Origin of the sequence: Paenibacillus dauci (assembly GCF_000971985.1) — a bacterium.
Classification (GTDB): domain Bacteria; phylum Bacillota; class Bacilli; order Paenibacillales; family Paenibacillaceae; genus Saccharibacillus; species Saccharibacillus dauci.
In genome coordinates this window covers 1,073,830-1,098,489 of the sequence record NZ_LAQQ01000001.1, presented here as the reverse complement: position 1 = coordinate 1,098,489, position 24,660 = coordinate 1,073,830, and the positions used below count along the sequence as shown (strand labels likewise).

Below are 24,660 nucleotides of genomic sequence, written 5' to 3'. Positions count from 1 at the left end.
AAAGGGAGTGTAAGGATGAATCAAGCTCTACATACGGCAGCCCGGCGGTTGATCGTCGCACTGGATTATCCAAATGCAGACGAAGCAAGACAGCTGATTACCCGGCTGGAAGGCATCCCCTGTTATATCAAAGTAGGGATGCAGCTGTTTTATACGGCAGGTCCTGACTTTGTCCATAATCTGAAATCTCGAGGATACTCGGTCTTTCTGGATCTGAAAATGCATGATATTCCTAATACCGTCAAAGGCGGTGCCCACAGTATTACCCGTCTTGGCGTGGATATGTTCAATGTTCATGCGGCTGGAGGACGTCAGATGATGACAGCAGCCGTAGCGGGTATGGAACAGGCACTGAGCGAGGATTCTACCTTGCAGCGTCCTGTACTGATTGCAGTTACCCAGTTGACGAGTACATCACAAGAAGTAATGAACAGGGAGATTGGCATTGCCGGCAAAGTGGAAGATACTGTCGTACATTATGCACAAATGGCTCGCGAAAGTGGACTGGATGGCGTCGTTTCTTCACCGCTGGAAGGGCCGGCAATCAAGCAGATCTGCGGATCTTCCTTTGTCACAGTAACCCCTGGGGTTCGTCCTGCCGGCAGTGAGGTCGGTGACCAGACACGTATTATGACACCTGGACAGGCAATAGCAGCAGGTAATGATTATCTGGTTGTAGGTCGTCCGATTACCGGAGCAGCAGACCCGAGAGCAGCAGCTGAACAAATTATAGAGGAGATGAATCAACATGTTAACGATTGAAGAGATTCCAGCTCATATTGCCGCAGCCCTGCTGCAGATTGAAGCGGTCGCATTGCGTCCGCAGGAGCCTTTTACCTGGACATCCGGTATCAAGTCGCCCATCTATTGCGACAATCGGTTAACTATGTCCTATCCGTATATCCGCGATCAGATTGCTGATGGATTCGCCATGATTATTCGTGAACAGTATCCGGATACCGAAGTCATTGCCGGAACGGCGACAGCCGGTATTCCTCACGCTGCCTGGGTGGCTCAGAAGCTGGATCTGCCAATGGCTTATATTCGTGATAAAGCCAAAGGACACGGCAAGCAGAACCAGATCGAAGGACTGATCAAAGAAGGGCAGAAAGTAATCGTCATCGAAGATCTGATCTCGACCGGAGGCAGCTCAATCAAAGCAGCCGAAGCCGTCCGAGAGGTTGGCGCCGATTCACTGGCTGTGCTGGCTATTTTCAGCTATCAGTTGGACAAAGCGGTACAAGCTTTTGCAGATGCAAATCTTCCGCTGCAAACGTTGTCTAACTATACAGCTCTAATCGATCAAGCCGTGAAAATGGGTAAAATACAGCCGGACGATCTGGAACTGCTGCATTCCTGGAGAGAAGACCCGGCTGCATTTGGTAAATAACAGTATCGTGTATCTCTAAAACAAAAGCAGCCTATAAGATAATGCGGCAGAATGATGCTGTATGATAAAACAATATGCAATAGTAAGAACGCCAGCCGAGAGTGATATAGAGCGATATATCCCCTTGAGCTGGCGTATTATTTATGTATACATTTCAGTACAAGGGACAAGATGAATCGGCTACCTATGACAACGAATCAATAGCAGAAGAGAGCCCATGACTTGGAACTACAAGCTGTTGTGAAAAAATATTGACAGCGGTAAATGAGATGCGTTATATTAATTAAGTCGCTGTTTACTTGATGAACCAGAAGAGAACGCTCTTTTTGGTCATAGGGGCCTATAGCTCAGTTGGTTAGAGCTACCGGCTCATAACCGGTTGGTCGGGGGTTCGAGTCCCTCTGGGCCCATAATGAGAAAAAGGACAATCCACTGTCAGAATATGACATCAGGGATTGTCCTTTTTTTATGCAAATATAAATTTAACGTCTACCGCGTCTTCGTAACAATATAATGAGCAGGACAATAACAACGATAATCAACACGAATTTCATGGATCAGCCACCTCCTCAAATTCAGCGGCCTTTCCTCCAATTTCATTCACGAAGAATTAAAAAGTATGCAGGACGCATTAAATATAAATTTCTGTAGTATACGTTATTGAACCGAATACGATATCGATAGATAAAGGTCAGAAACTATACCGTCACAAGTACTGCTGACGATTATATAGATTATATACGGGAAGGTTTGTCTTTATCGGTCTCGTCATCTTTATCCGTAAAGTCTTCACGTACCTTGTTCACGGCCTCACCAACAGCTTCCTCCAGCAGATCCTGGGCGGAGCGATCGTTATTCGGATCGGGATCAGGGATAGAATCGACACCTGCACCGCGTTCTTTATGAGAGTCTTTATATTCATCTGGTTTGTTCATTATTATTCATCCTTTCTGTATCATCTATGGGTAGGAAAGAAACTAAAAAAAGAATCAGCATTTAGCCGTCTCGCATATTTTTAAGCAAGGACTAAAAAGAAATCTATGTTATCGAAATAAACCATTGCAGCATAGACTGAATCATTTTGTTGAGTGTACCACCCCTAAAAGCAATAATAGAAGGCTCGGAGAAATACAGGAAAATGTAAAGAAGGATGGGGGGATACAGAGACTTTAAAAGTATCTTGAAAAAATATGCTTTACAGAACGTTCAAATTGTTATATTATATGTTGGTGACTGAAACGCACAGGTTCATATCATGAGATGATATACTACATAGCAATTAATGATAAGTATTCATACACCTGAGTGATCCAGCACATGAATTGATAACTTGCCGGGGTGGCGGAATTGGCAGACGCACAGGACTTAAAATCCTGCGGTAGGTGACTACCGTACGGGTTCGACCCCCGTCCTCGGCATACTACAAAAAAAGCTCTTTCTTCTTAATAAGGAGAAAGAGCTTTTTTGTGTTATAAATTTTTTTTGTTCTATACAATACTTTTTCGTTAAACTACATTTGTGATTTGTGATTTGTGTGATTTGTGATTTGTGATTTGTGATTTGTGATTTGTGATTTGTGATTTGTGATTTGTGATTTGTGATTTGTGATTTATGATTTATGATTTATGATTTGTGACTGCCTAGCTCACCTGCTACCTGCATTTATATTAAATTTATAAAGATACTGAAATTATAAAAAAAACCACTCAGCAGCTAAAGTAATAAAAAGAAAGCCTTTTACAGATATAGAAGAGTACGCAATCTATCGTTAAGGAGTGTAAGGCATGCAAAATATCAACAATCATTCAAATCAGGGAAATGTTTCATCTGGAGGTAGTTCATCATCATCCAATAAACTCGCGCTCATCGCCACTATTCTGGCTGCTATTGCACTGCTCGGTTGTATCGCTCTGGTCGTGTGGAACATGAATCTGAAAAACCAGCTGTCTACGGTACAGAAGGACAACGAATCACTGCATACCAAGACGGAAACCCTAGCAGCCAAAGTAAAAAAATCGGATTCGGAGCAGGCCAAGCTGAAGAAAATCGCGCTGCTCAGCTATATGTCCCATAATCTTGAAGATGCTGTAGTTACGAATGATTTTGTAATTGATAAAATCTATTTTACGGCAAATAATAATGGTGATGTAGAAGCCATTACAATCGATTTGGAAAATCAGCCGATGATGGCACTGGTCTATGAAGGAGATGGCGTATACAGTATCTCCAATCAGGCAGTTAGTGCCAAAGCTTCCGAACTAATCAAAACGACCAAATCCTATTATGGAAACGATAAAGATGTCCCTGCCTGGACAGATGCTACCACAGTAAAATTGACGGTCAAAAATTATGATCTTGGTGAATATGCCAAAGGTACGTTCAAGTTAGCAAATGGAAAATAAAAGAAATAGATAAGAAGCAAATATAACAGCCAAAAAGTATCTCAAAACACTATCTAAAATAATCATCATTTTTAAAATTAAAATTTCAATACATGAAAAATTCATAATAGTAAACCCCAAAAAAAGACCGCGTCCCAACGAAGGGACTGCGGTCTTATTTATGCACAAATACCGTATCTTTGCGTGAATAGAAGGTTACATCCCCATCTTCGTTCTTCAACATTATGTAATCCTCGGTAATTCGCTCGATGATACCGTGCTCTACACTGAATCCAGGCTGCCAGGCATATACCTTGGCTTGGAACAGTGCAGCTGCAAAGAAATGGGCATTGGTCGTCAATTTGCGTTCCGTGCTTTCGTTCATGGGCGTTATGCACCTCCGTACACAGACAAAATAAAATCATCATAGCAAGGCAGGATAGAAGATGCCGATCCCGGACCGATAGGCGAATCGGAATAGCTTGTTTGTAAGCCTGCTGTCTAATATAGTACCAAACTGTTTCGCTGATCACAATGGCGCGACTACGAGGATCGTCCTCACTCAGAGAATAACTTTTATATTTTAGCGTAGATCGGAAGGAGTACGTCCACGAAGCTGACGAAATACCCGGTTAAATGTGCGTACATTACCGAATCCCGATTCAAGTGCAATATCAATCAGTTTGCGGTCTGACTGCAGGATCAGCTGCTCGGCATGGCGAATCCGCAGTTCATTGATATATGTATTATATCCTACGCCGGTAACTGTTTTGAAAAAACGGGAAAAATGAAAAACGCTCATTCCGGCATAATCGGCGCCATCCTGCAAAGTGCATGGTTCGGTGCAATGCTGTTCAAGATGCTCCAGCAGCTCCTGCATGACCTTGAGATGAGCGAGCGTACGAGAATGGTGTCTGCGAACACCAGGATCATCTGTAGACAGATAACGAAGCGCCAGACCGCTCAATTGATGCAGCAGACCGGTAATAATCAATTCATACTGTGGTGCATGCTCCTGTACTTCCGCATCGAGAGAACGGATAATTGGAGCCGCCTGCTGCAAAAAGGATTCATTCTGCGATGCTTCCGATCCGTTCCTGGTCACAAAGCTGGAGCGAAGCTGGCGTTCCTGCGGCCAGCCAGCCGGACTGCCTATCAGCCTTGGATTGAAGATAATCAGCAGAATTGTCGATTCCAGACCGGTGCTATCATAATAATGAATATCTCCACTGCCGCATAATGCGATTTCCCCTTGATGCAATACGCGAGTCTCCGAGTTAATTCCCATCCGCACAGATCCTTCATAGACATACATAAATTCAAGATCATGATGCCAATGTGCCAGAAAATTGATATTCCGGATCTGCATGGCCTGAAACGGAAATCCACTCTCATAGAAGTATAAGCGATTCTCGTGAAAAGCACGCATATTCTCACCTCAAATGGAATTGTAGATTGTTACGGAACAGAAGACTTTGTATTCGATCCTGATTTGGCAGAATTGATCGTATTTTCAGATGATAAAGGTTCGTACCAAATTAAATGAATAGTAGCAAAAATTGTCCATCAATACAACAAAAATGACGCGCAGAGCCTCAGCCTTTTCCTTACAATACATAGTATGTAAGCGTTACAAAAATAAGATCTGTACAGGATCACACATAGGAGAATCAGTAGATATGACAAAACAGGCATTGATCGTCAGAGGTGGCTGGGATGGACATCAGCCGGTCGAAGTATCCGAATTATTCGCAGAATGGCTGAGAGCTGAAGACTTTGAAGTAGAAATTGCCGATACATTGGACGCATTTCTGGACGAAGAGAGATTGAAGCAGCTTGATTTGATCGTACCAGTATGGACGATGGGCGAGATTAGCGACGAACAGCTGCAGCCCGTACTGCGCGCAGTTGCTTCCGGTGTAGGTCTGGCAGGCTGTCATGGCGGTATGTGCGATTCGTTCCGTAATAGTGTAGATTGGCAATTTATGACCGGATCGCAGTGGGTAGCCCATCCATTTAATGATGGAGTGGAGTATCAGGTACGTATGGTCAAATCAGCAGACAGCTCCTTAATAGAGGGTATTCCCGACTTTACTGTCAAATCGGAGCAGTACTATCTGCACGTCGATCCGACTGTACATGTACTCGCTACCACTACTTTTGTAATCAGCGATGGTCCTCACTCCGCCAATGGAGAAATTCGCATGCCGGTGGTCTATACGAAGCGCTGGGGTGAAGGCAAAGTGTATTATAACTCCCTTGGTCACCAGGCCAATATTTTTGATATTCCCGAAGCCAAAGAACTGATGAAGCGCGGATTATTATGGGCAGCACGCTAAATTGATAAAAGGAGGCTAATTATTTATGGAAAAAGTAAAAATCGGTCTTATCGGCTGCGGAACGATCAGCGATATTTATCTGCAGAATCTGACGCATACCTTTGTAAATACCGAAGTATATGCCTGTTCGGATCTGAATCAGGACAAAGCCAGAGAGGCCGCAGAGAAATACGGAATACCTCATACATGGACAGCAGACGAGATTATTGCCAGTGAAGAGATACAGATCGTTGTGAATTTAACGACACCACAGGATCATTTCCAGATTTGCCGTCAGGCACTGGAAGGCGGCAAGCATGTCTATGTAGAGAAGCCGCTTTCACTGTCGCCGGAACAAGGCAGTGAACTGGTGAAGCTGGCAGCGGAAAAAGGATTGCTGTTGGGCGGAGCACCAGATACCTTTCTTGGTGCCGGACTGCAGACCTGCCGCAAGCTGATCGATGACGGATTCATCGGTGAACCGTTGTCAGCAACAGCATTTATGGTAAACCATGGACATGAGAGCTGGCATCCTGCTCCGGAATTTTATTACAAAAAGGGCGGCGGTCCGATGTACGATATGGGTCCTTATTATCTGACAGCGCTCGTCTCCCTACTGGGGCCAGCAGAACTGGTCAGTGGTATGACCCGAACTTCTTTCAAGCAGCGGACGATTACGAGCGAGCCTCTGTTTGGCCAGATTATTGATGTGGATGTACCTACACATATTGCAGGAACCATCCAGTTCCGCAGTGGTGCAATCGCCAGTATGATTACCAGCTTTGATGTATGGAGCAGTACGCTTCCGCATATCGAGATTTATGGTACGCTGGGTACACTGCTTGTGCCTGATCCGAATACCTTTGGAGGACCTATTCGTCTGCGGCCTGCCCAGGGCGGCGAATTTATGGAGATTCCAGCAGTACACCAGTATGAAGAGAATAGTCGTGGCATCGGAATCTCGGATATGGCAGATTGTCTGATACATGGAGGTACACCACGTGCCAATGGACAGATTACCAATCATGTGCTGGAAATTATGCATGCTTTCCACAGCAGCGCGGATTCACGCCGATATGTAGAATTGACAACTACCTGCGAGCAGCCACAGCCTTTGCCTTATGGACTGGTAAAAGGGCATCTGCGTTAAGCCTTTTGATTGCGAGCAAAGTCCATAGGTATGGATACACTGAAAATAACATCAGAACATGGATTAATCTCTATGTGCATATTAGGTAGAGGTTATGCAGTGGATGATATTCACCATATGGATCTTTATTGCATACTTATTTATTTTCAAATGGCGTTTTATAATATTCTCACCACCCATGCCTAACAAAAAGCGACCGTCTCCCATAGAGGTGGTCGCTTTTTGTTATGTAATGGCTATATGCAGCAGCTGTGCAACTGTTCTTCTATTTTATAAATAGTACTTATTTTCTATCTGATCAGATCGCGTCATCCAAAAGGGGCATTTATTCGTTTCATTATATATAGCTTTCAATCCAGCCATAATCTATCGTCCAAAAAAAAGCTGAAACCATAATCGAATTGCATTATGATGAATTTGGGGTAATAACTGAGACAGGTATCAGCGGGCAGGCTGGATACAGAAATTATTGATCGGCAGGATGGCCGATACAGAAAGGATGTCGATGTATGTTTGGTAACGATTGGGATGATATTCTGGAAGAGGAAATGAAGCAGCCCTATTTCCAGGAACTGATGAACTGGCTGGATACGGAATATGAGGAGCATACGATTTATCCACCTAGAGATTTGCTATTTCAGGCGTTTCGTCTGACACCGTATGCAGAGGTCAAAGCGGTAATTCTTGGTCAGGACCCTTATCACGGAGCCGGTCAAGCCGAGGGACTCAGCTTTTCTGTGCAGCCGGGAGTCAAGGTGCCACCTTCACTGCGCAATATCTACATAGAGTTAAAGGAAGATGTTGGAGTCGAGACTCCCAATCATGGTTCGCTGGTGAGCTGGGGTCAGCATGGTGTACTGCTGCTCAACACAGCGCTCACTGTACGCGCTGGCCAGCCTGCTTCTCATCGGGGCAAGGGCTGGGAGCGATTTACTGATGCAGTAATCCGACTGTTGAACGAGCGTAAAGATCCAATGGTATTCCTACTGTGGGGCAATCATGCAGCAGAAAAGCAGGCGCTTATCAATACGGATCATCATTTGATAATCCGCTCAGCGCATCCGAGTCCGTTTGCTGCACGCAAAGGATTTTTTGGCAGTCGTCCTTTTTCACAAACCAATCAATTCCTGGAAAAGCATCAGCTCGAGCCAATCGACTGGACGATTCCGCAGTTATCCTGAGGAGGACAGCAGATGGAGGTGGAGATGATGAAGCACTGGGAAGGCAAAAAAGTCGTGATTACACGGGATGATGAATATCATTCCCGATTATATGGTACCATACAACACTGGGATATTGAGAAAAACCGATTGGTACTGCAGCCAGGTTCGATTCACATTTTGCTGAATGATATTCTGCATATTAAGGAGCTTAAAATGCTGCCACAGGATCTCAATTCAGCAGCATGGGAATTGAATTCGGTCGGTTATCTAATGAAGCAGCCCGTTCAATTTGATAATGCAATTTTGTTCAGCTCCAAAGTCATGATCTGGAAAGATGACCAGTTGATCGAGCCATTTGCCCGATTGGTGCGTCATAATAGGGAACGGGTCATACTGGATGACCATCGTACATTTACCAAAGCCGATCATCAATTTGTCGTACGATCACGCAGAGGATGCTAACCTGTTTGATTGGATAATAGAACATATCAATACAAGACTATCGTTCGCTATACAGGACGATAGTCTTATTTTGGAAATTAAATGGCTTTTTTTACAGCCAAACCTTCAATCTGGCGGTCCTTCCTCCGATATTAGTAAAGGAATGGATACAGACGATACTATACTAAGGGGAGAAATAAATGACACGTACTGCTAAACTGGGAAATTGGATGCTTGCACTGGTATTGGTCAGCACCATGCTCTTTCCAAGCGGAGTATTCGCAGCGGATACTGCTGCGGTATCACTAAAGTTTGATGATAATAATACGCTGACTTTGTCACTTGAAGATGATGGACAGGAATTGAATGTATACACTGTGGACGGTTCGGGAGACACTACAGATGTATCCGACAAAGCAACATGGTCTACCAGCAGTGCTGCTGTAGCTACAGTAAAAAATGGCGAAGTTACACCATTAAGTGTAGGTACAACAACGATTACTGCCAAATATGGCGACCTTGCTGCAACCAAGAAAGTGACAGTAACATCACCTTATACCGCGCTCACACTGTCTCCGACAGCTGGAACCAATGTAACCATTGGCGAACCTGTTGAATTTACAGCAACAGCTACCAAGCAAGACGGAAGTACAGTAGACGTAACGGATAGCGTTACATGGTCTACATATGATATTAAAGTAGCCAAAGTAGTCGAAGGAACCGTCACTGGCGTATCCCAGGGAACAACTTCTCTTACAGCCAAATATGCAGGCCTGGTAGCAACAAGCGATCTTTATGTTCGCTCTTCGTTCCAGGGACTGATGCTGACACCGGAAGATGATCAAGTTATGTTCATCGGTCAGCATCCCAAACAAATCGTGGCTGAAGTTGGAGATGCCAGCCGTGTGCCTACCAATGTAACGTCCAAGGTCACATGGACCTCTTCCAACCCACTGAATGCCACTGTTGAGAATGGCGTATTGACTCCATGGGTAGAAGGTACTTCTACAATCAAAGCTCAATATGAAGATTTCACCAAGACATTCAAAGTAACGGTCTACAAAACGATGACCAAAGTACAAGCCAATGTTGATTCAATTGATCTTATTACCGGCGGCTCGGCAGCACTGCCAAAAGTAACCGGTACAGCAGTAGATGGTACAACCAAAGATCTGTCCAAACTGGTTGATTGGACAATCGACAGCTCTATCGCATCGGTAACCAGCACCAAGCTGGAAGCGGAAGGCGAAGGTGATACTAATCTGGTCGGCAAAATCGGCGATATGACGGTAACCGTCCCGGTAAGTGTCAAGACCAAAGCACTGACGCTGACACCAAGTGTATCCAGTCTGAGTATTGTAGTTGGCTCTACAGTGAATCTTCCCAAAGTAGAAGCGGTAACAGCAGATGGCAACACTATTGATGTAACCGATGAAGTGGAATGGACACTTAGCTCTGATAAAGCATTGATCCAGGAAGGCAAAATCAAAGCCCTGGTTAAAGGCAGCACTTCCCTTAAAGGAACTTACCTGAACAAAAACGTGCGTGTAAGTGTAAAAATGGAGAGTAAAATCAATTCCATTACCGCTACACCGGCGATTATTGATCTGAACCTGAATAAAAGCAAATCCATTAACGTCAAAGGCGTATATGTGGATGGCAAAAAAGCAACTCTATCTACCAAAATGAACTGGGTATCTTCCAATCCGACTGTAGCAACTGTCAAAGGAGCAAGCGTAAAAGCAGTGGGTGTAGGTTCTGCGACACTTACAGGTTCCTATCAGGGTCTTACTGCAACGGTCAAAGTCAATGTAACATCAAAGCTGAAAAAGCTGACGATTTCCGAGAAATCCCTGAAGCTGACTACCGGTGATGCGAAGACCGTAACAGTGACAGCCGAGTATGACACTGGCGAAATCGTTGATGTTACCAAAGGCGCGATCTGGACAACCAGCAAAGTAACGGTAGCAACAGTAAAAGAAGGCAATATTACAGCAGTAGGCAAAGGCTCTTCTTCTATTAAAGCTGATTTTGGTGGCAAGCGCGCTTCTATGACTGTAGCTGTCAAAGATGTGGCAGCTGCCAAGTAAAACAGCCATTATAAATAAAAATAAGTATGAGTACGTCTGTAGACAATTAGCTTGAACATGAACCCCCTGCTTGTATAAAGCAGGGGGTTTTTGTTATCTGATTAAAAAACAACAAATCTATCCTTGCCAAAAAGCAATATACTCTATAAAATATAGGAACATACGTTCTTTTGGATGTGAAATATTGAATACTAGAGGAGTGGGAAATATGCTGGACGATCAGGAGAGGAAGCTGCTGCGTGTTCTGTACAACTTTTTTGCCCGTCATCGCCGGATGCCTGGCTGGCGTGAACTATCCGCCATAACTTATCGATCCATCGATGAACTGATACATACATTGACTGTACTGGAGAACAAGCGCTACATATATTGGGACAACAAAGAAGACCTGGAGACTCTTATTATGATCGACGGCTGGGAGCGTGAGACCAGACGACCACGAACACCGACACCACGATCAGAAGATGCTTCATATTGGACCCAATATTAGAAGAGGATAGAGAATTATATCGCGACATGGAATGAACCCGTATGCTAAGACCTATCGCGGCCTTGTACATATCATGATGCTGTTTGTACCTGCATCTTATTGTCATCCCAAGCAGATAATCCGGCTGTACAGGCTAGCGAGTTAGATATTGACAGTCTTGATGTGATTTGGTATATTACTTCTTGTGATTGTTATACGACCTGTTAGCTCAGCGGGAGAGCACTATCTTGACAGGGTAGGGGTCAGTGGTTCGATCCCACTACAGGTCATACCGAGAGAGTCCTTGAATATCAAGGGCTTTTTTTATTGCTGTTTTATATCCAGTTGCCAGATAGAATTGTGACGTGGAGTCTATTTGTTCCCGGAATAGCTTCTGACCATGACTTTCTCTCCATTAATATCCAACTCTCCATTAAATCGAAAGCCAAATTTCTCATATAAATAAAGCGCTCCCTGATTATCCTCAAACAGGCTAAGATAAATATCAGCAGGACCATATACATGATGAAGATGATCAATTAAGGCAGTCAGCATGATCCTACCAAGTCCTTGTCCCTGATGGTGTTCATCAATGAGAAAACGGTCCAGCCATACCCGTCCTGCATTTCCTTCACCCGGGAACCAGCCATACATAGCAAAGCCAACAAGTGTATGATCAGCATACAAGCCTGCCGGTTGGTAAAAGGAACACTCTTCTGCTTCTTCCAGACACTCGGCTGTATTTTCAATATAAGAAACTTGATTTGGAGCTACATGCAGTGCTAGAACAGCCTGAAGATTATCTGCTGTTACATTTAGAATTTCTATTTTCATACCAGTCACCTGAATTTCTGGAGATCACGGATGGTATCTCCTCATTTTGGTCATTATGTTTTAGAATAAAGTATACCGTAACCGGATAGTCAAGGAGGCAATATGAAGACAACTCCAAACGAAGTATACCTAACAACAGGTGAGTTTGCACGTTTGTGCAAAGTAAATAAACGAACACTTTTTCACTATGATGAGATTGATCTGCTTAAGCCTGTATACACTAATGAAAAAGGATATCGTTATTATTCTCATCGTCAGCTGGATGTCTTTCTAATTATTCATATTTTAAAAGAACTGAAGATGCCGCTCAAAGACATCCGTTATTATCTGGATCATCGCACTGCAGAACAATTGATTGAGATCGCAGATAAAGAAATGCTGCATATTGAGCAGGAAATTACCAAGCTGCGACAGATCCAGCGTGTGCTTCAGGAAACTGTGGATTTTACGGCGAAAGGACTCAGTGCCAAACACGGCGAAATTTGCATAGAAGAACAGCCTGAAGAGAAGCTAATTCGCAGTGAGATGTTAATAGATGATAATCAGCATAACAGTTATCTGGAATGGACGAATCGGTTTCGGGAATTCGATCATTTTACTCAATCGGTAGCGTCTTCATTTGTAGGTACAATGATGGACACGAGAGAGCTGTTATCCGGAGAACAACAGACCGCTTATTTTTTTGTGAAAACAGACTCTATTCATACGGATCTGCAGACATTCACCAAGCCGAAAGGCCGGTATGCTGTTGCTTTTCATCATGGTACTTACGATACGCTTGATACTACGTATACACGCCTGCAGGATTTTATAGAACAGCAGCATTTGCAGCCTGGTGAGTATGTGTACGAAGAGTATTTGATCGATGAAGTGGCTGTGACGAGTGAGGAGGATTATGTGACAAGAATAACCGTCGAAGTTATCAATCATGGATAGATATAGCAGCAAAGGAGATATAACGTATGAATGAAACAGCGTATGCTTACATTGATCGTACAGCCGAAGAGGTATTTCACGTACTGGATGATTATGAAGTAGCCTGTAAAGAAGCAAAAGGATCAGTCATCGAATATCGTGGTGAGCATGCTGGCGGTTATCCAGTCGTTAATCAACGGCAGCTGATCATATACGCCAGACGACGAATCGAAAAGGAGAACCAACCGATTCCGGCTTATATCCAGGCAGCTATTGATGCACTCCTCTGAATTTCTCTTCATGCAATTTTGCAGCTTCCGGTAGCGGGAGCTTTTTGCTTTGTGTATAATGGAATTTTGAAATAACCGCATTTTATATAAAGGAGATAACATCATATGGGTCAACGTTACCGAATTACCCGGGAAATGCAGCAGGAGAACGATGCAAAACAGCCGATTACTCTTGAAGAATGCAAAGCTTATTTTGAATTGCAGCCTGATATCGTATATACACCGGTCTTCACAGTCAAAGGTGAAACCACCATGTCGATCGAAGGGGACTTTTTCCTTTGGGAGATCGAAGGAGCAACAATTCCTTTCCGTCATTTTGATGGAGATCTGTATGTATCGGGCATGAATGAAGCTGTCATTCCCAAAATGATTGAAATTGCCAGTGCTCTGCGTGCAGATATTGCTGAAGATTAATACAGTATAAGAATCTAATGATATTAGTTTATAGCATACACGCTGCGATGAACCCTATCTTGACAGCGTAGAGCTCGTCAAGGCCGTTCCTATACAAAAACGAACAGCATAAAAGCATAGTAGACTGCTAATATCCGAGATTGAATAGATTTACCGATTTTCTGCAAAAAAGTCCAGGCGCTGAATAGCCTGGGCTTTTTGATTATGATTGCCTTATTCAAAGAAGCTAGTGAATTATTTCTGAAAACAAATAAAAAATATACAAATTGCTGTTTTAAAATGATAGCCAGGGGGTGATATTAGATAGACAACGAATTTACAATTTTGGAGGCATGAGAAACGTGGAAAACAGAAACGAACAGTATGGATTTGACATAGAGAACGAAATGGATTCCTTTATGATGCAGGTGAGCCAAATTGTTAAAAACCGTGATAACTCGGATCTGGCCGTACGAGGTAAAGTGACTCAGCTCCTCAGCCAGTATATGGAAGCCAACTAAAACAATCACTCAATATAGCATATACTCTCAAGAATCTTACTCTTGTACAGGTCATGCATATAACCTACAGCGTGCAGCTCCGGATATCCATCGATATCCTGCTGCACGTTTTTAATTTGATGGGTAATCTGATTTTTCTGTGTAATAGGAGCAGATACGGATCGCACTTAAAATTTATTGCTTTTTTTGTTATGATACATAGATTATGAATACACCTGCCGTACTATGCCTGCTTAACTGTATATAATTGCCGTTTGGCGACTGATGATACATAAAGGATTGCGCTATACAGTTCATACAGGGAAGGAAAACAATTATAATGAAGAGAAAACATCCGGCTGCGTCTACTTCCAAGTACTGGACAGTGCAGTCTTTGTCTGCCTGGGAGCAAGCCCAACAACATGGCTTTTTGGAAGGGCATATCGATCATATTTCTTATCCGGAAGCCTATCGCTGGATGATGAACCAAATGACAGAGCGTCTGCCTTTTTACGATGGTAGCTACCCCGTGTGGGTATGGAAAGAAAAACCGGATCTTCTGCAATTGAATCATTTTACCGGTCGGGAGCAGTGTGTCTGTCTTACCCTGTCTTTACATCCATTAAATGTACTGCTATCCGACTTTCAGGAATGGCATGCGGTATTAAATAATACATTTAATGCTGCAGACCAGGGAGAATGGGAGGAGTTCCAGGCTGGAAACTCTCTACTAAGCAAAGAACAGAGCTGGCTGCGCATATTCGATCTTAACCGCCAACTTGATGCCGACTGGCCCGGTACACAGGAGAGGCGCCTGCAGGGCGTCACTGGACGTGTACGTCTGCAGCAGGTTCTAAAAGTAGAGTATCTGGATGAACCGAGTCTGGCGAAAAAATACTATTATTGTTAACCAGATTATATAGTAACACGTAAGAATCGGATCATTACATAGATAGGGACTGTCATAGAACAGGAGCTGTATAGGTAGGATGCAGACAACAATTTAGCCTGCATCTTATCTGACGCTCGATCAAAGCGCCTATTGCTTCTGGTTGTTGTTTTACATACTTAAGTGTATCTGTATCTGTATCTGTATCTGTATCTGTATCTGTATCTGTATCTGTATCTGTATCTGTATCTGTATCTGTATCTGTATCTGTATCTGTATCTGTATCTGTATCTGTATCTGTATCTGTATCTGTATCTGTATCTGTATCTGTGTCATTCGTATCTTACCCGACTAATTATTAAGAAAGGTTGTCAAAGTATATTCATATTTATAGTATTCAATATACCATACAGGGGTATAGTATATAAAGAGATAGAATGAAGGAAATAGATTTCAAAAAGTAAATGATAAGAAGGGAGCAATCGATGATGAAAAAAGCTCTAATCTCTGCAGGAATCGGTACGCTGCTCATCCTCAATGGCTGCAGCAATACGCCCAATTCTGCAGCTACGGATCATCCTGTATCAACTACCTCATCAAGTGAGACAGCGGATCATGATTCTATGTCTATGGGAAACGAGGCATCTGGTGGAGCGATGCATCATTCCAGCTCAGCTGAAGTGCCGGCAGGTCTGCAAACTGCGCAGCATCCTCAATTTCCAGTAGGTACTACAGTTATAATGAATATGGATCATATGAAAGGCATGAAAGGTGCTGAGGCTACCATTACAGGTGCGTATGATACAACTGTCTATAGTGTGTCCTATACACCCGTCACAGGTGGAGAGCCGGTCAAAGACCATAAATGGGTGATTCATGAAGAAATTCAGAATGCTGGTCAATCTCCGCTCAAGCCAGGCAGCAAGATCATACTGAATGCTGATCATATGCCAGGCATGCAGGGCGCGCAGGCAACAATCGATTCTGCGCAACAGACAACAGTCTATATGGTTGACTATATGCCTACTACGGGCGGGGAACCTGTCAAAAATCATAAATGGGTCACAGGCGATGAATTGTCTGCCAAATAAACAGGATAGCCATTGAACTGATTCAATTGTATGAACAACGGCTATACAATAGAGGCAAGCATTCTGTGCTTTTTCTTATGAAGAAGCAGCTATTGTTTATTTCGGGGACTGTATATTAATATGAATATAGCGTCATGATTTACAAAGCAAGCCTTTTACGAGAGGCTTGCTTTATTTGGGCCGAATATTCGGAATAAACAGTACCCGGTGGATCGAACAGCAACCTATTACATTTACTCAGGAGGTCTCATGGCTCAGTTTACATATACAGGATTACTTAATCGGACGATGGAAATCTATGAACAGCATGGAAGTGCGGAGGCGTATCATTTTATAACGGAACATCAGGCAGATGGAATCGGCAATCCGGCACAGGTATACAATCTGCGCTATAGTCTGGCTGCTGCAGCAGATATGCATGACGAGGCACTGCAGCTGCTCCGCGAAGCTATAGAGCAGCATGAATATTGGTATTCTGCCGAGTATCTGTTAGAAGAGGAGACCTTGGAGCCTTTGCGGCATGATCCCGAATTTCAGCGGTTGATCGGAATCTGCCGGGCACGTGAAACGCAGGCGATGAGCGAAAGCAGTGCCAAGCTCAATATTGTGCTTCCTGATCAGGAGAAGCCGGCAGCTGCATTCCATACGATCTTTGTTCTGCACGGGGAACAGGAGAATATGGATATCGTGCAGCCTTACTGGAGTTCACTGCTTGATCGGGAATATAAGCTGGCTTTACTGCAGTCTTCCCAGATTCAGTTCACGGGAGCTTATGATTGGATAGATATCGATACAGGAATGGATGAGCTCAAGCAGTCCATGGAAGAACTGGCTCGTATCGATAATCCACAAATGGAGATCCGGGATTGCCTGCTGCCGGAGAATGCACTGCCTTCGGGTAAAAGACCTATTCTGGCGGGATTTTCCGCAGGGGCCAGAGTTGCCATGAATACAGCAGCTGAATATTCATCCGGTGTACGTGGTATGATCCTCGTGGCTCCCTGGATGCCTGATCGAGAAGAATGGGAACTGGGATTAAATGCCTGGAAAGAGCATGGCGTAAAAATGTATATTATTTGCGGCGAGAGTGATGAAGAGTGTATGCCTGGAGCACAGGAGCTGGTGGAAGCACTTGATTTCAAAGGTATTCCATATGTATTCAAAAATGTAACGGGTCTGGGCCATGATTATCCGGCTCATTTTAACCAAATGCTGCAGGAAGCTGTAGCATTTATAGAGGGATGATGCAGTCATCCCCCTTTTATTTTCAAATGGAATCGAAAAAGTTATAATTAGGTATAGATAACACGAATTATTAGACAAGACATATCGTGAATGGACAGAGGGAAGAGTGAACGGAGTGAAGATAGGAATTTTTGATTCCGGTGTTGGTGGTTTGACGGTAATGCATGAAGCACTAAAGCTGATGCCAAATGAAGATTATGTATTTTATGCGGACACCCGGCATGTACCTTACGGAGAAAAGTCCAAGGATGAAGTCCGACAGTATGTAATCGAAGCTGCAGATTATCTGGCTGCCCAGAATATCAAAGCACTCGTGATTGCATGCAATACAGCAACCAGTATCGCTGTAACGGATCTGCGGCAACGATACGATTTTCCGGTAATCGGTATTGAACCGGCAGTCAAACCTGCCGTACAGAACAGTATTATTAAGCATAAAAAAGTACTGGTGCTGGCGACAAGACTGACGTTGAATGAAGAGAAGTTCCATAATCTGGTCAAAAGTATTGATACTGAAGATATTGTGGAAAGTGTACCAATGCCTGGCCTGGTACAGCTGGCTGAGGAGCGCAAGTTTGGGGATGAGGATGTACTTCCTTATTTAGAACAGGCGCTGGGAGATCTGGATTTGCGACAGTACGGTACTGTAGTGCTGGGCTGTACGCATTTTCCTTATTTCCGCAGTAATCTATGCCGCTTTTTCCCCGAAGAGGTGGATATTATTGATGGAAGCAATGGTACGGCCAGACATCTGCAACATGTTCTGGAAGAACGTGGACAAATCGGAGATGGCACTGGACAGATGAATTTTGTCAAATCCGGTGTAACTGCAGAAAGCCCGGAAGAAATGATGGATTACCAGCATCTGATGGGCTTGTTATCCTGAGTAGACACAGTTACTGAACAAACGACTATTATGTTAATAGCAGCTACCTTTGAACAGAGGTGGCTGCTATTTTTTATCTGTTTAACAATATCGATTGATAATTTATTAAATCGGCTGGCCGTTTGATCGTATTGAGGGATTGCAGTAACCATAGATAGCAGCAGAATATAGAGGACAGATTAGAATAGATTACGATACGTGAGAAGCCGCTTGGACACGTGATTTTTTCGAGGTATACGAAGTGTATTTACGATACGATTGGGACGAATTCGAAGATTTTCTGGATGCTGCTGAAGTAGAAGTAGATGAACCCGTAGAAGTGGCAGACTTTGGAATAGTAGTGGAGGAAGACGAAGGAGAAGAACTGGTAGCAACGGCAGTTGCTGAAGCAGCCAACTGCTTGACGGAAATCGTCGGTCTGATCGCTTTGGAAGGTTGCCATGCCAGAATATTCTCTTCACGAAAAGTGCGCGGTTCTCCCGAACGCAGGCAATCTGCATATACCAGACCATTGCGAATTCGCTTGATCTCAATCCTCCGTTGGGTCAATTTGCCGGACTGATCCATATATACAATTTCGAGTAATTCTCCGATATGTTTGGCTAGCATAATCATCCCTCTTATCAGAACATTTGTTCTCTTATTTGTTCTTATTATATACGAACAAGTGTTCTTTTTCAATCTAATTTTCGATTAAATATTGGAAGAGGGAAATATGATTTTGATTCATTAATATATTTGATTCGGTTGCTGCTATTTTGATTATTTTTGCGATGTGTACCAATTTACTGCGAATTTTACCATACAATGATATTCGTTCGGCATATGATGATATGGGGTAAGTGAATAGAGAGTAACCAGAATAAATGTAAAGACAAGAAAGTTGCAGATCTCATCAGTTAATCCAATCCGACTATGCAGGAGGTACTTATGAACATACCACATTCGATCAAAGAACTGATTTCCAACCTGACGCTGGAAGAGAAAGCAAGCTTGTGTTCAGGTCTTGATTTCTGGCATACACAGCCGATAGAACGTCTGAATATTCCATCTGTTATGATGACCGATGGTCCTCACGGGCTGCGCAAGCAGGATGCAGAAGGGGATCATCTGGGGCTCAATGATAGTGTACCGGCAACATGTTTTCCAACAGCAGCAGGCATGGCGGCTTCATGGAACAGGGAGCTGATGCACCGGGTTGGGACAGCACTTGGGCAGGAATCGCAGGCAGAAGAGGTAGCGGTCATTCTGGGACCGGGCGTAAATATCAAGCGTTCTCCGCTATGTGGACGTAATTTTGAGTACTTTTCCGAAGATCCGTATTTGTCCTCGGAGCTTGCTGCAGGTCATATTCAGGGTGTACAGAGCCAGGGTGTAGGCACATCGCTTAAACATTTTGCCGCCAACAATCAGGAGACCCGGCGGATGTCGGTAGATACAATCGTGGATGAACGTACACTTCGTGAAATTTATCTGGCCAGCTTTGAGGGAGCTGTGAAACAGTCACAGCCATGGAGTGTAATGTGCTCTTACAATAAAATCAACGGTGTATATGCCGGGGAAAATCATGAATTGCTCACACGTATTTTGCGAGAGGAATGGGGATTCGAAGGATTCGTTGTATCCGACTGGGGAGCAGTGAATGAACGTGTAGCTGCACTGCAGGCAGGCATGGAGCTGGAAATGCCGACAAGTGCGGGGATCGGAGATGCCAAGATTGTAGCTGCTGTTCAGCAGGGAACGCTGGATGAATCTGTACTCGATACAGCGGTGGAGCGCCTGCTGAACTTTGTATTCAAGGCTGCGGCAGCGCAGAAGACAGAAGCTTCCTTTGATTCCCGTCAACATCATCAGCTGGCTCGTGAGGTTGCCCGTGAAAGTATGGTGCTGCTCAAAAATGAAGATCATCTGCTTCCACTTCGCAAAGAAGGGAAAATTGCGGTAATCGGTGAGTTCGCCGTCAAGCCGCGTTATCAGGGCAGTGGCAGCTCTCATATTAATCCGACTCATCTGGATCAGGCGCTGGATGAAATCCGTATACTTGCAGGGGATCAAGCCGAAGTTACGTATGCAGCTGGCTATGATCTGGACAGTGATGAAGTAAAAGAAGAACTTGTGCAGGAAGCGGTCCGGATCGCTTCCGAAGCCGATGTAGTCATTCTGTTCACCGGTCTGCCGGATCGTTATGAATCCGAGGGATATGATCGTGAACATCTGGATCTGCCAGATAATCACCAGCGTCTGATTACATCGCTCTCGGATGTACAGGACAACCTGGTTGTAGTTCTCAGTAACGGTTCACCGGTAACAATGCCGTGGCTTAATCAGGTGAAATCAGTATTGGAAGGTTATCTGGGTGGACAAGCTGGAGGCGGTGCAGCTGCCGATCTGTTGTTTGGGGAGGTGAGTCCCAGCGGCAAGCTGCCGGAGACATTCCCGGTGAAGCTGAGCGATAATCCGTCATTCCTGAACTTCCCGGGTGAAGGTGATCGTGTCGAGTACCGTGAAGGCTTATTCGTGGGCTATCGCTATTATGACCAAAAGCAGATTGAACCGCTGTTTCCTTTCGGGTATGGACTGAGTTATACGACTTTCGAATACAGCGATCTCACGGTAAATACGTCCAGCTGCACAGACGAAGATACCGTGAAGGTAGAAGTGACAGTTACGAATACTGGTCCGGTTCGGGGTCAAGAAATTGTACAGCTCTACGTGCATGATGCAGAGAGTACGGTTATTCGGCCGCAGCAGGAACTGAAAGGATTCGCCAAAGTCGATCTGCCGCCAGGAGAGAGCCGTAAGGTTACCTTCGAACTGGGTAAGCGCGCTTTTGCCTATTACAATGTGAATATTGGAGACTGGCATGTGGAGACAGGTACTTTTGCGATCCGTATCGGAGCTTCTTCTCGTGATATTCGTCTGGAAAGTACAATTGAAGTGAAATCAACAGTCAGCCTGCCGGTTACATTTCACCGTAATACGACGATCGGCGATGTAGCAGCCAATCCGGCAACCGCTGACATGGCCAAGCAGTTTGCCGAGCGCTCCGGATTAAATGAGATGATGGGAGACAGTCAGGATCTGCTGCTGGCAATGATTAAATACATGCCGCTGCGTGCGATGATCGGATTCGGACAGGGCAACTATACCGAAGAAATGCTTAGTCGTGATATCGCGGAACTTAACCGTCTTCATGCCGAGTATAACCACTAATAGTTTGGTTTGGCGGCTTCTTTCCGTTTTGGGGAAGAAGCCGTTTGGCTGTGTACCAACGATTCATACAGTAGTCAGCCTACTCAATAAAAGGTACAATAATGACGGAAATCAGAACAATGGATCGACCGCTTGTTGGTTTGACCGGGTGGAGGAGAAGACAGAGATGACAAGAGAAGTGATAGAGGTTCAGAACCAGCAGCAGCTGGATGCATGTTTTGCTATTCGGCGTAAAGTGTTTATTGAAGAACAGAATGTACCCGAACATATCGAAATAGACGATTATGATCGTCTGGACAGCAGTGCTTATCATGTTCTGTTACTGGACAAGGGACAGCCGGTAGCGACCGGACGAATCACGACCTACACGGACGGTTCTGCCAAAATGCAGCGTGTAGCCGTATTGCCGGATTATCGCAAAGGGGGTTACGGTTCATCCCTTATGAACGGAATGGAAGATTGTGCGCGCAGTCATGGATATATCCGGGCAATCCTGGATGCGCAGTGTCATGCTGAAGGATTCTATGATCGCCTTGGTTACCGTACGATTTCTGCCGAGCCTTTTGATGATGCGGGTATTCTCCATGTTCGTATGATCAAGGATCTGTAAACCAGCAGATTATTGTCTTTCTTGTACAACCGTGGTATCGGTAATCATACAATCAGAAATAGATATATGTAAAAAGCTACTTTCCCGGTTACGTCTATGGACCGGAGAAGCAGCTTTTTTGGTTAGTGTACTGCATATTGCTATCTAGCCTTACATAAATGAGCTGCTATTCCGGAAGGCGATAGATACGATGCTGCTCCAGAAATTCCATGCCTGCTGTTTTACCTTCGAAATCATCCTTATCATCATTATAATGCATCAGCTTGACTCGGGAACGCACCGCTTCGGGCAGTGACATGAGTTCATTCAGTGTAGCATGCACAATACCCGGTGGGTGCAGCTGGCAGTCGTGCAGAATCTGTCTGACGCCGCGATCATGTACGAGTTGTTCCAGCAGATCAGATTGGAACTTCATATCTGCACTGTAGAAAATCTCATTGTTGATCAGCACGGAGTAGCTATTTTTGCCATCAATATGGGGAGTCTGGATTAGCTCGATGGTCAGTCCTTCGGCAAGCTGCACCGATTGATCGGCTACGAGTGGTTTAACATCAAACACATCTTCCAGCTGCTCAACGCCTTCCTGGCTCATCCCGCCATACAGTGTATGCTCCCATAATGGACGAATCAGCGTACTGGCAATATACAGTACCGGTTTGCGGTTATGCACAAATTTGCCACGAAAGCCCAGCTCTTCGAGCCCACCTACATGATCACCATGAATATGCGTAATCAAAATGGCATCAATATCATTCAGATCTTTGCCCAGCTCATGCAGAGCAGCAGGAGCCGTGATTCCGCAGTCGATCATCAGTGTATAATCACCGGCATGTACGAGTGCATTGTTGTTGTAATATTTTTTGGCAAAGGCATTGCCAGTACCCAGCATCTGTAGTTCAATTGACATATATATCCTCCTGTCCCGGTATCAAGGTATGGATCTGAAGCCAGCTGTTCCATCTGTTGCTGACTCCTATGACTATATTCTCTTATCACTTTAACATGAGCAGTGTAAGGAATGGAAATGCTCCTATGGAGTATAGATTTCGCTGTACGATACCGCCATGCTAAAGATCAAAAGGTTACAATATTTTTACCGCAACTGAAACAGAGTTGAGGAGTATACATGTATGGAAGATGAGTATGTTACTGAATGTTTAGTATACATTTTAAAGGAGGGGCAACGTATGATGTGGAAAAGGGTAGCTGCCTTTACGCTAGCTTTCTTTTTGATGGGAAGCTCGGTTCTGTTTGCAGATTCCGCTTATCAGCAGGTGCGGGTCTGGATTAACGGAAATGAAGTGGATGGCGGTTCGTATGTAATCAATGGCAAAACCTATGTGCCTCTGCGTGAAATGGACGGATTGGTAGATTATGATAATGATGCCAAAACCGTAAAGTTGTATAAACCGAATGTACATATCTTTTTGTTCAAAGGGGATACTGCCTTCGGCAATGTTAGCAAAGGCAAACTCAAGTTTAACGTCTTCACCCAGGTCGATCATCTGGAGACTGATATTGCTGCAGTCAAGGTAGCGATTACCGATCCTTCCGGCAGCCAAAAGGATATTCAGAGTCAGGATATTACCCAGCAAAAAGATAACTTCTGGTTCCGTACGTATGACTTCACTTATAACTTTGCAACATCAGGCGAATACAAGGTTGGCTTCTATATGAAGAAGTCCAAATCAAGTGATTATGTACTGGTCTCCGAAAAGGTGATTACGGCGCTGAATCAGTAGTCCATATCACGAGATTGGGGTGTACATGGTTCAATTGACCTGTACGGTGTAAAGTGGTACGATACACAAGTGTTATTTTTAATATGGAGCTACTGTCCGGATTTGGCAGGTCCATCAAACGTAAAGATATCATCCAAATTTATACCGAAAGTGGGTTATCCTATGAGCGATAAACATGTACACGACGAGAACAGCAACCACGATCACGACCATGATCACGAGCATGATGAGTTTGTACTTAGTCTGACAGACGAAGAAGGCAACGATGTAGAAATGGTACTCGTTGAGACTTTTGATGTAGGCGAGAAACTGTATGCGCTGCTGCTGGAGCGTGGCAATCCGGAAGCGGATGGTTATATCATGCGTCTGGAAGAAGAAGACGATGGCATGGTACTGGAAAATATCGAAGATGAAGCAGAATGGAAAGCAGTTGAGCAGGCGTACGCCGAGCTGGTTGCAGAATCCGAAGAGTAATCTTCCATAGCGGACAGACTATTACAGCTGCCTGCTTATTGATATTCCATCAAAAAGAGTCTTGTTCCGATGAGGAACAGGGCTTTTTTTTGTTTGTCCCTATGCGAATAAAAAAGAAATGAATGCACCAAAAAAAGACGATCTGCACAAGCAGATCGTCTTTTCGCTATACAAGC

27 protein-coding genes and 3 tRNA genes are annotated in these 24,660 nt (G+C 44.2%); 24 read left to right on the top strand and 6 right to left on the bottom strand.

Annotation, left to right across the window (positions count from 1 at the left end):
- Positions 1-15 precede the first annotated feature (15 nt).
- The 3 genes from pyrF to WH46_RS12175 all read left to right on the top strand — a co-directional run bounded on the left by pyrF (position 16) and on the right by WH46_RS12175 (position 1,800).
- Positions 16-762: an orotidine-5'-phosphate decarboxylase gene (gene pyrF, locus WH46_RS12185; RefSeq protein ID WP_046226848.1), complete on the top strand. Its 747-nt coding sequence runs from the start codon at positions 16-18 to the stop codon at positions 760-762.
- Positions 749-1,390, top strand: a complete 642-nt coding sequence (gene pyrE / locus WH46_RS12180; RefSeq protein WP_046226847.1) for an orotate phosphoribosyltransferase — start codon at positions 749-751, stop codon at positions 1,388-1,390. The genes pyrF and pyrE overlap by 14 nt, the downstream gene beginning before the upstream one ends.
- Positions 1,391-1,726: 336 nt before the next feature.
- A tRNA-Ile gene (locus tag WH46_RS12175) sits at positions 1,727-1,800 on the top strand.
- Between the two features lie 324 nt (positions 1,801-2,124).
- On the opposite strand, the gene WH46_RS12170 is transcribed toward WH46_RS12175, so the two are convergent.
- Positions 2,125-2,325 carry a hypothetical protein gene (locus WH46_RS12170; protein WP_046226846.1) on the bottom strand — a complete coding sequence of 67 codons (201 nt, stop codon included), beginning with the start codon at positions 2,323-2,325 and terminating at the stop codon, positions 2,125-2,127.
- Between the two features lie 397 nt (positions 2,326-2,722).
- Here WH46_RS12170 and WH46_RS12165 point away from each other — a divergent pair.
- Both WH46_RS12165 and WH46_RS12160 read left to right on the top strand, forming a co-directional pair.
- Positions 2,723-2,808, top strand: a tRNA-Leu gene (locus WH46_RS12165).
- A gap of 366 nt (positions 2,809-3,174) precedes the next feature.
- The gene (locus WH46_RS12160) at positions 3,175-3,792 is read left to right on the top strand and encodes a hypothetical protein (protein WP_046226845.1); all 618 of its coding nucleotides are present in this window, start codon (positions 3,175-3,177) and stop codon (positions 3,790-3,792) included.
- A 154-nt stretch (positions 3,793-3,946) separates the two neighbouring features.
- Here WH46_RS12160 and WH46_RS12155 read toward each other — a convergent pair whose 3' ends face one another.
- A complete protein-coding gene (locus WH46_RS12155; protein WP_017811769.1) occupies positions 3,947-4,156 on the bottom strand; it encodes a hypothetical protein in 210 nt (69 codons plus the stop codon).
- A 198-nt stretch (positions 4,157-4,354) separates the two neighbouring features.
- Positions 4,355-5,200: an AraC family transcriptional regulator gene (locus tag WH46_RS12150; protein WP_046226844.1), complete on the bottom strand. Its 846-nt coding sequence runs from the start codon at positions 5,198-5,200 to the stop codon at positions 4,355-4,357.
- A gap of 250 nt (positions 5,201-5,450) precedes the next feature.
- Here WH46_RS12150 and WH46_RS12145 point away from each other — a divergent pair, with 250 nt between their 5' ends.
- The 7 genes from WH46_RS12145 to WH46_RS12115 all read left to right on the top strand — a co-directional run bounded on the left by WH46_RS12145 (position 5,451) and on the right by WH46_RS12115 (position 11,692).
- Positions 5,451-6,110, top strand: coding sequence for a ThuA domain-containing protein (locus WH46_RS12145; protein WP_046226843.1), 660 nt, complete (start codon positions 5,451-5,453; stop codon positions 6,108-6,110).
- 25 nt (positions 6,111-6,135) lie between these two features.
- A complete protein-coding gene (locus tag WH46_RS12140; protein ID WP_046226842.1) occupies positions 6,136-7,239 on the top strand; it encodes a Gfo/Idh/MocA family protein in 1,104 nt (367 codons plus the stop codon).
- A gap of 509 nt (positions 7,240-7,748) precedes the next feature.
- Positions 7,749-8,420 carry a uracil-DNA glycosylase gene (locus tag WH46_RS12135; RefSeq protein ID WP_046226841.1) on the top strand — a complete coding sequence of 224 codons (672 nt, stop codon included), beginning with the start codon at positions 7,749-7,751 and terminating at the stop codon, positions 8,418-8,420.
- A 12-nt stretch (positions 8,421-8,432) separates the two neighbouring features.
- A complete protein-coding gene (locus WH46_RS12130; RefSeq protein WP_017815778.1) occupies positions 8,433-8,864 on the top strand; it encodes a hypothetical protein in 432 nt (143 codons plus the stop codon).
- 179 nt (positions 8,865-9,043) lie between these two features.
- Entirely contained in the window at positions 9,044-10,933 is a 1,890-nt protein-coding gene (locus WH46_RS12125) for an Ig-like domain-containing protein (protein ID WP_020380568.1), read from the top strand.
- Between the two features lie 208 nt (positions 10,934-11,141).
- On the top strand, positions 11,142-11,423 hold the full coding sequence (locus WH46_RS12120) for a hypothetical protein (protein WP_017814631.1): 282 nt from the start codon (positions 11,142-11,144) through the stop codon (positions 11,421-11,423).
- 197 nt (positions 11,424-11,620) lie between these two features.
- A tRNA-Val gene (locus WH46_RS12115) sits at positions 11,621-11,692 on the top strand.
- An 82-nt stretch (positions 11,693-11,774) separates the two neighbouring features.
- Here WH46_RS12115 and WH46_RS12110 read toward each other — a convergent pair.
- On the bottom strand, positions 11,775-12,236 hold the full coding sequence (locus tag WH46_RS12110; protein WP_046226840.1) for a GNAT family N-acetyltransferase: 462 nt from the start codon (positions 12,234-12,236) through the stop codon (positions 11,775-11,777).
- 102 nt (positions 12,237-12,338) lie between these two features.
- On the opposite strand from WH46_RS12110, the gene WH46_RS12105 reads away from it, so the two are divergent.
- From WH46_RS12105 to murI, 8 genes are all read left to right on the top strand, one after another.
- Positions 12,339-13,172 (top strand): MerR family transcriptional regulator, encoded by an 834-nt coding sequence (locus WH46_RS12105; RefSeq protein WP_046226839.1) that lies wholly within the window; start codon positions 12,339-12,341, stop codon positions 13,170-13,172.
- A gap of 26 nt (positions 13,173-13,198) precedes the next feature.
- The gene (locus tag WH46_RS12100; protein WP_046226838.1) at positions 13,199-13,441 is read left to right on the top strand and encodes a hypothetical protein; all 243 of its coding nucleotides are present in this window, start codon (positions 13,199-13,201) and stop codon (positions 13,439-13,441) included.
- 105 nt (positions 13,442-13,546) lie between these two features.
- Positions 13,547-13,855, top strand: a complete 309-nt coding sequence (locus tag WH46_RS12095; RefSeq protein ID WP_046226837.1) for a hypothetical protein — start codon at positions 13,547-13,549, stop codon at positions 13,853-13,855.
- Positions 13,856-14,196: 341 nt separating this feature from the next.
- On the top strand, positions 14,197-14,355 hold the full coding sequence (locus WH46_RS24065) for a hypothetical protein (RefSeq protein ID WP_017814636.1): 159 nt from the start codon (positions 14,197-14,199) through the stop codon (positions 14,353-14,355).
- Positions 14,356-14,674: 319 nt separating this feature from the next.
- On the top strand, positions 14,675-15,244 hold the full coding sequence (locus WH46_RS12090) for a DUF3841 domain-containing protein (RefSeq protein WP_046226836.1): 570 nt from the start codon (positions 14,675-14,677) through the stop codon (positions 15,242-15,244).
- Between the two features lie 467 nt (positions 15,245-15,711).
- Positions 15,712-16,314, top strand: a complete 603-nt coding sequence (locus WH46_RS12080; RefSeq protein WP_046226834.1) for a YdhK family protein — start codon at positions 15,712-15,714, stop codon at positions 16,312-16,314.
- Between the two features lie 249 nt (positions 16,315-16,563).
- Complete coding sequence (locus tag WH46_RS12075) at positions 16,564-17,559, top strand: alpha/beta hydrolase (protein ID WP_046226833.1); 996 nt, start codon at positions 16,564-16,566, stop codon at positions 17,557-17,559.
- Positions 17,560-17,674: 115 nt separating this feature from the next.
- On the top strand, positions 17,675-18,445 hold the full coding sequence (gene murI / locus WH46_RS12070) for a glutamate racemase (protein WP_046226832.1): 771 nt from the start codon (positions 17,675-17,677) through the stop codon (positions 18,443-18,445).
- Between the two features lie 189 nt (positions 18,446-18,634).
- On the opposite strand, the gene WH46_RS12065 is transcribed toward murI, so the two are convergent.
- On the bottom strand, positions 18,635-19,054 hold the full coding sequence (locus WH46_RS12065) for a hypothetical protein (protein ID WP_017814641.1): 420 nt from the start codon (positions 19,052-19,054) through the stop codon (positions 18,635-18,637).
- 327 nt (positions 19,055-19,381) lie between these two features.
- Between WH46_RS12065 and WH46_RS12060 the strand changes: the two genes are divergently transcribed.
- Entirely contained in the window at positions 19,382-21,658 is a 2,277-nt protein-coding gene (locus tag WH46_RS12060) for a glycoside hydrolase family 3 C-terminal domain-containing protein (protein WP_156172279.1), read from the top strand.
- A 166-nt stretch (positions 21,659-21,824) separates the two neighbouring features.
- Positions 21,825-22,268, top strand: a complete 444-nt coding sequence (locus tag WH46_RS12055; RefSeq protein ID WP_046226830.1) for a GNAT family N-acetyltransferase — start codon at positions 21,825-21,827, stop codon at positions 22,266-22,268.
- Positions 22,269-22,434: 166 nt separating this feature from the next.
- Here WH46_RS12055 and WH46_RS12050 read toward each other — a convergent pair whose 3' ends face one another.
- Positions 22,435-23,175 (bottom strand): MBL fold metallo-hydrolase, encoded by a 741-nt coding sequence (locus WH46_RS12050; protein ID WP_046226829.1) that lies wholly within the window; start codon positions 23,173-23,175, stop codon positions 22,435-22,437.
- Positions 23,176-23,455: 280 nt separating this feature from the next.
- Between WH46_RS12050 and WH46_RS12045 the strand changes: the two genes are divergently transcribed.
- Complete coding sequence (locus tag WH46_RS12045; RefSeq protein WP_017814645.1) at positions 23,456-24,010, top strand: hypothetical protein; 555 nt, start codon at positions 23,456-23,458, stop codon at positions 24,008-24,010.
- Between the two features lie 162 nt (positions 24,011-24,172).
- On the top strand, positions 24,173-24,484 hold the full coding sequence (locus WH46_RS12040) for a DUF1292 domain-containing protein (RefSeq protein ID WP_017814646.1): 312 nt from the start codon (positions 24,173-24,175) through the stop codon (positions 24,482-24,484).
- The last annotated feature ends 176 nt before the right edge of the window (positions 24,485-24,660 follow it).

Bases quoted from the DNA above. Each gene is read 5' to 3' on its own strand.
- WH46_RS12080 (WP_046226834.1), top strand. From the start codon at position 15,712: ATGAAAAAAGCTCTAATCTCTGCAGGAATCGGTACGCTGCTCATCCTC.
- WH46_RS12105 (WP_046226839.1), top strand. From the start codon at position 12,339: ATGAAGACAACTCCAAACGAAGTATACCTAACAACAGGTGAGTTTGCA.
- WH46_RS12130 (WP_017815778.1), top strand. From the start codon at position 8,433: ATGGAGGTGGAGATGATGAAGCACTGGGAAGGCAAAAAAGTCGTGATT.
- WH46_RS12095 (WP_046226837.1), top strand. From the start codon at position 13,547: ATGGGTCAACGTTACCGAATTACCCGGGAAATGCAGCAGGAGAACGAT.
- WH46_RS12110 (WP_046226840.1), bottom strand. From the start codon at position 12,236: ATGAAAATAGAAATTCTAAATGTAACAGCAGATAATCTTCAGGCTGTT.
- WH46_RS12050 (WP_046226829.1), bottom strand. From the start codon at position 23,175: ATGTCAATTGAACTACAGATGCTGGGTACTGGCAATGCCTTTGCCAAA.
- WH46_RS12155 (WP_017811769.1), bottom strand. From the start codon at position 4,156: ATGAACGAAAGCACGGAACGCAAATTGACGACCAATGCCCATTTCTTT.
- WH46_RS12100 (WP_046226838.1), top strand. From the start codon at position 13,199: ATGAATGAAACAGCGTATGCTTACATTGATCGTACAGCCGAAGAGGTA.
- WH46_RS12140 (WP_046226842.1), top strand. From the start codon at position 6,136: ATGGAAAAAGTAAAAATCGGTCTTATCGGCTGCGGAACGATCAGCGAT.
- WH46_RS12075 (WP_046226833.1), top strand. From the start codon at position 16,564: ATGGCTCAGTTTACATATACAGGATTACTTAATCGGACGATGGAAATC.
- WH46_RS12040 (WP_017814646.1), top strand. From the start codon at position 24,173: ATGAGCGATAAACATGTACACGACGAGAACAGCAACCACGATCACGAC.
- WH46_RS12120 (WP_017814631.1), top strand. From the start codon at position 11,142: ATGCTGGACGATCAGGAGAGGAAGCTGCTGCGTGTTCTGTACAACTTT.
- pyrE (WP_046226847.1), top strand. From the start codon at position 749: ATGTTAACGATTGAAGAGATTCCAGCTCATATTGCCGCAGCCCTGCTG.
- WH46_RS12090 (WP_046226836.1), top strand. From the start codon at position 14,675: ATGAAGAGAAAACATCCGGCTGCGTCTACTTCCAAGTACTGGACAGTG.
- WH46_RS12045 (WP_017814645.1), top strand. From the start codon at position 23,456: ATGATGTGGAAAAGGGTAGCTGCCTTTACGCTAGCTTTCTTTTTGATG.
- pyrF (WP_046226848.1), top strand. From the start codon at position 16: ATGAATCAAGCTCTACATACGGCAGCCCGGCGGTTGATCGTCGCACTG.
- WH46_RS12065 (WP_017814641.1), bottom strand. From the start codon at position 19,054: ATGCTAGCCAAACATATCGGAGAATTACTCGAAATTGTATATATGGAT.
- WH46_RS12170 (WP_046226846.1), bottom strand. From the start codon at position 2,325: ATGAACAAACCAGATGAATATAAAGACTCTCATAAAGAACGCGGTGCA.
- WH46_RS12125 (WP_020380568.1), top strand. From the start codon at position 9,044: ATGACACGTACTGCTAAACTGGGAAATTGGATGCTTGCACTGGTATTG.
- WH46_RS12160 (WP_046226845.1), top strand. From the start codon at position 3,175: ATGCAAAATATCAACAATCATTCAAATCAGGGAAATGTTTCATCTGGA.
- WH46_RS12135 (WP_046226841.1), top strand. From the start codon at position 7,749: ATGTTTGGTAACGATTGGGATGATATTCTGGAAGAGGAAATGAAGCAG.
- WH46_RS12150 (WP_046226844.1), bottom strand. From the start codon at position 5,200: ATGCGTGCTTTTCACGAGAATCGCTTATACTTCTATGAGAGTGGATTT.
- WH46_RS12055 (WP_046226830.1), top strand. From the start codon at position 21,825: ATGACAAGAGAAGTGATAGAGGTTCAGAACCAGCAGCAGCTGGATGCA.
- WH46_RS12145 (WP_046226843.1), top strand. From the start codon at position 5,451: ATGACAAAACAGGCATTGATCGTCAGAGGTGGCTGGGATGGACATCAG.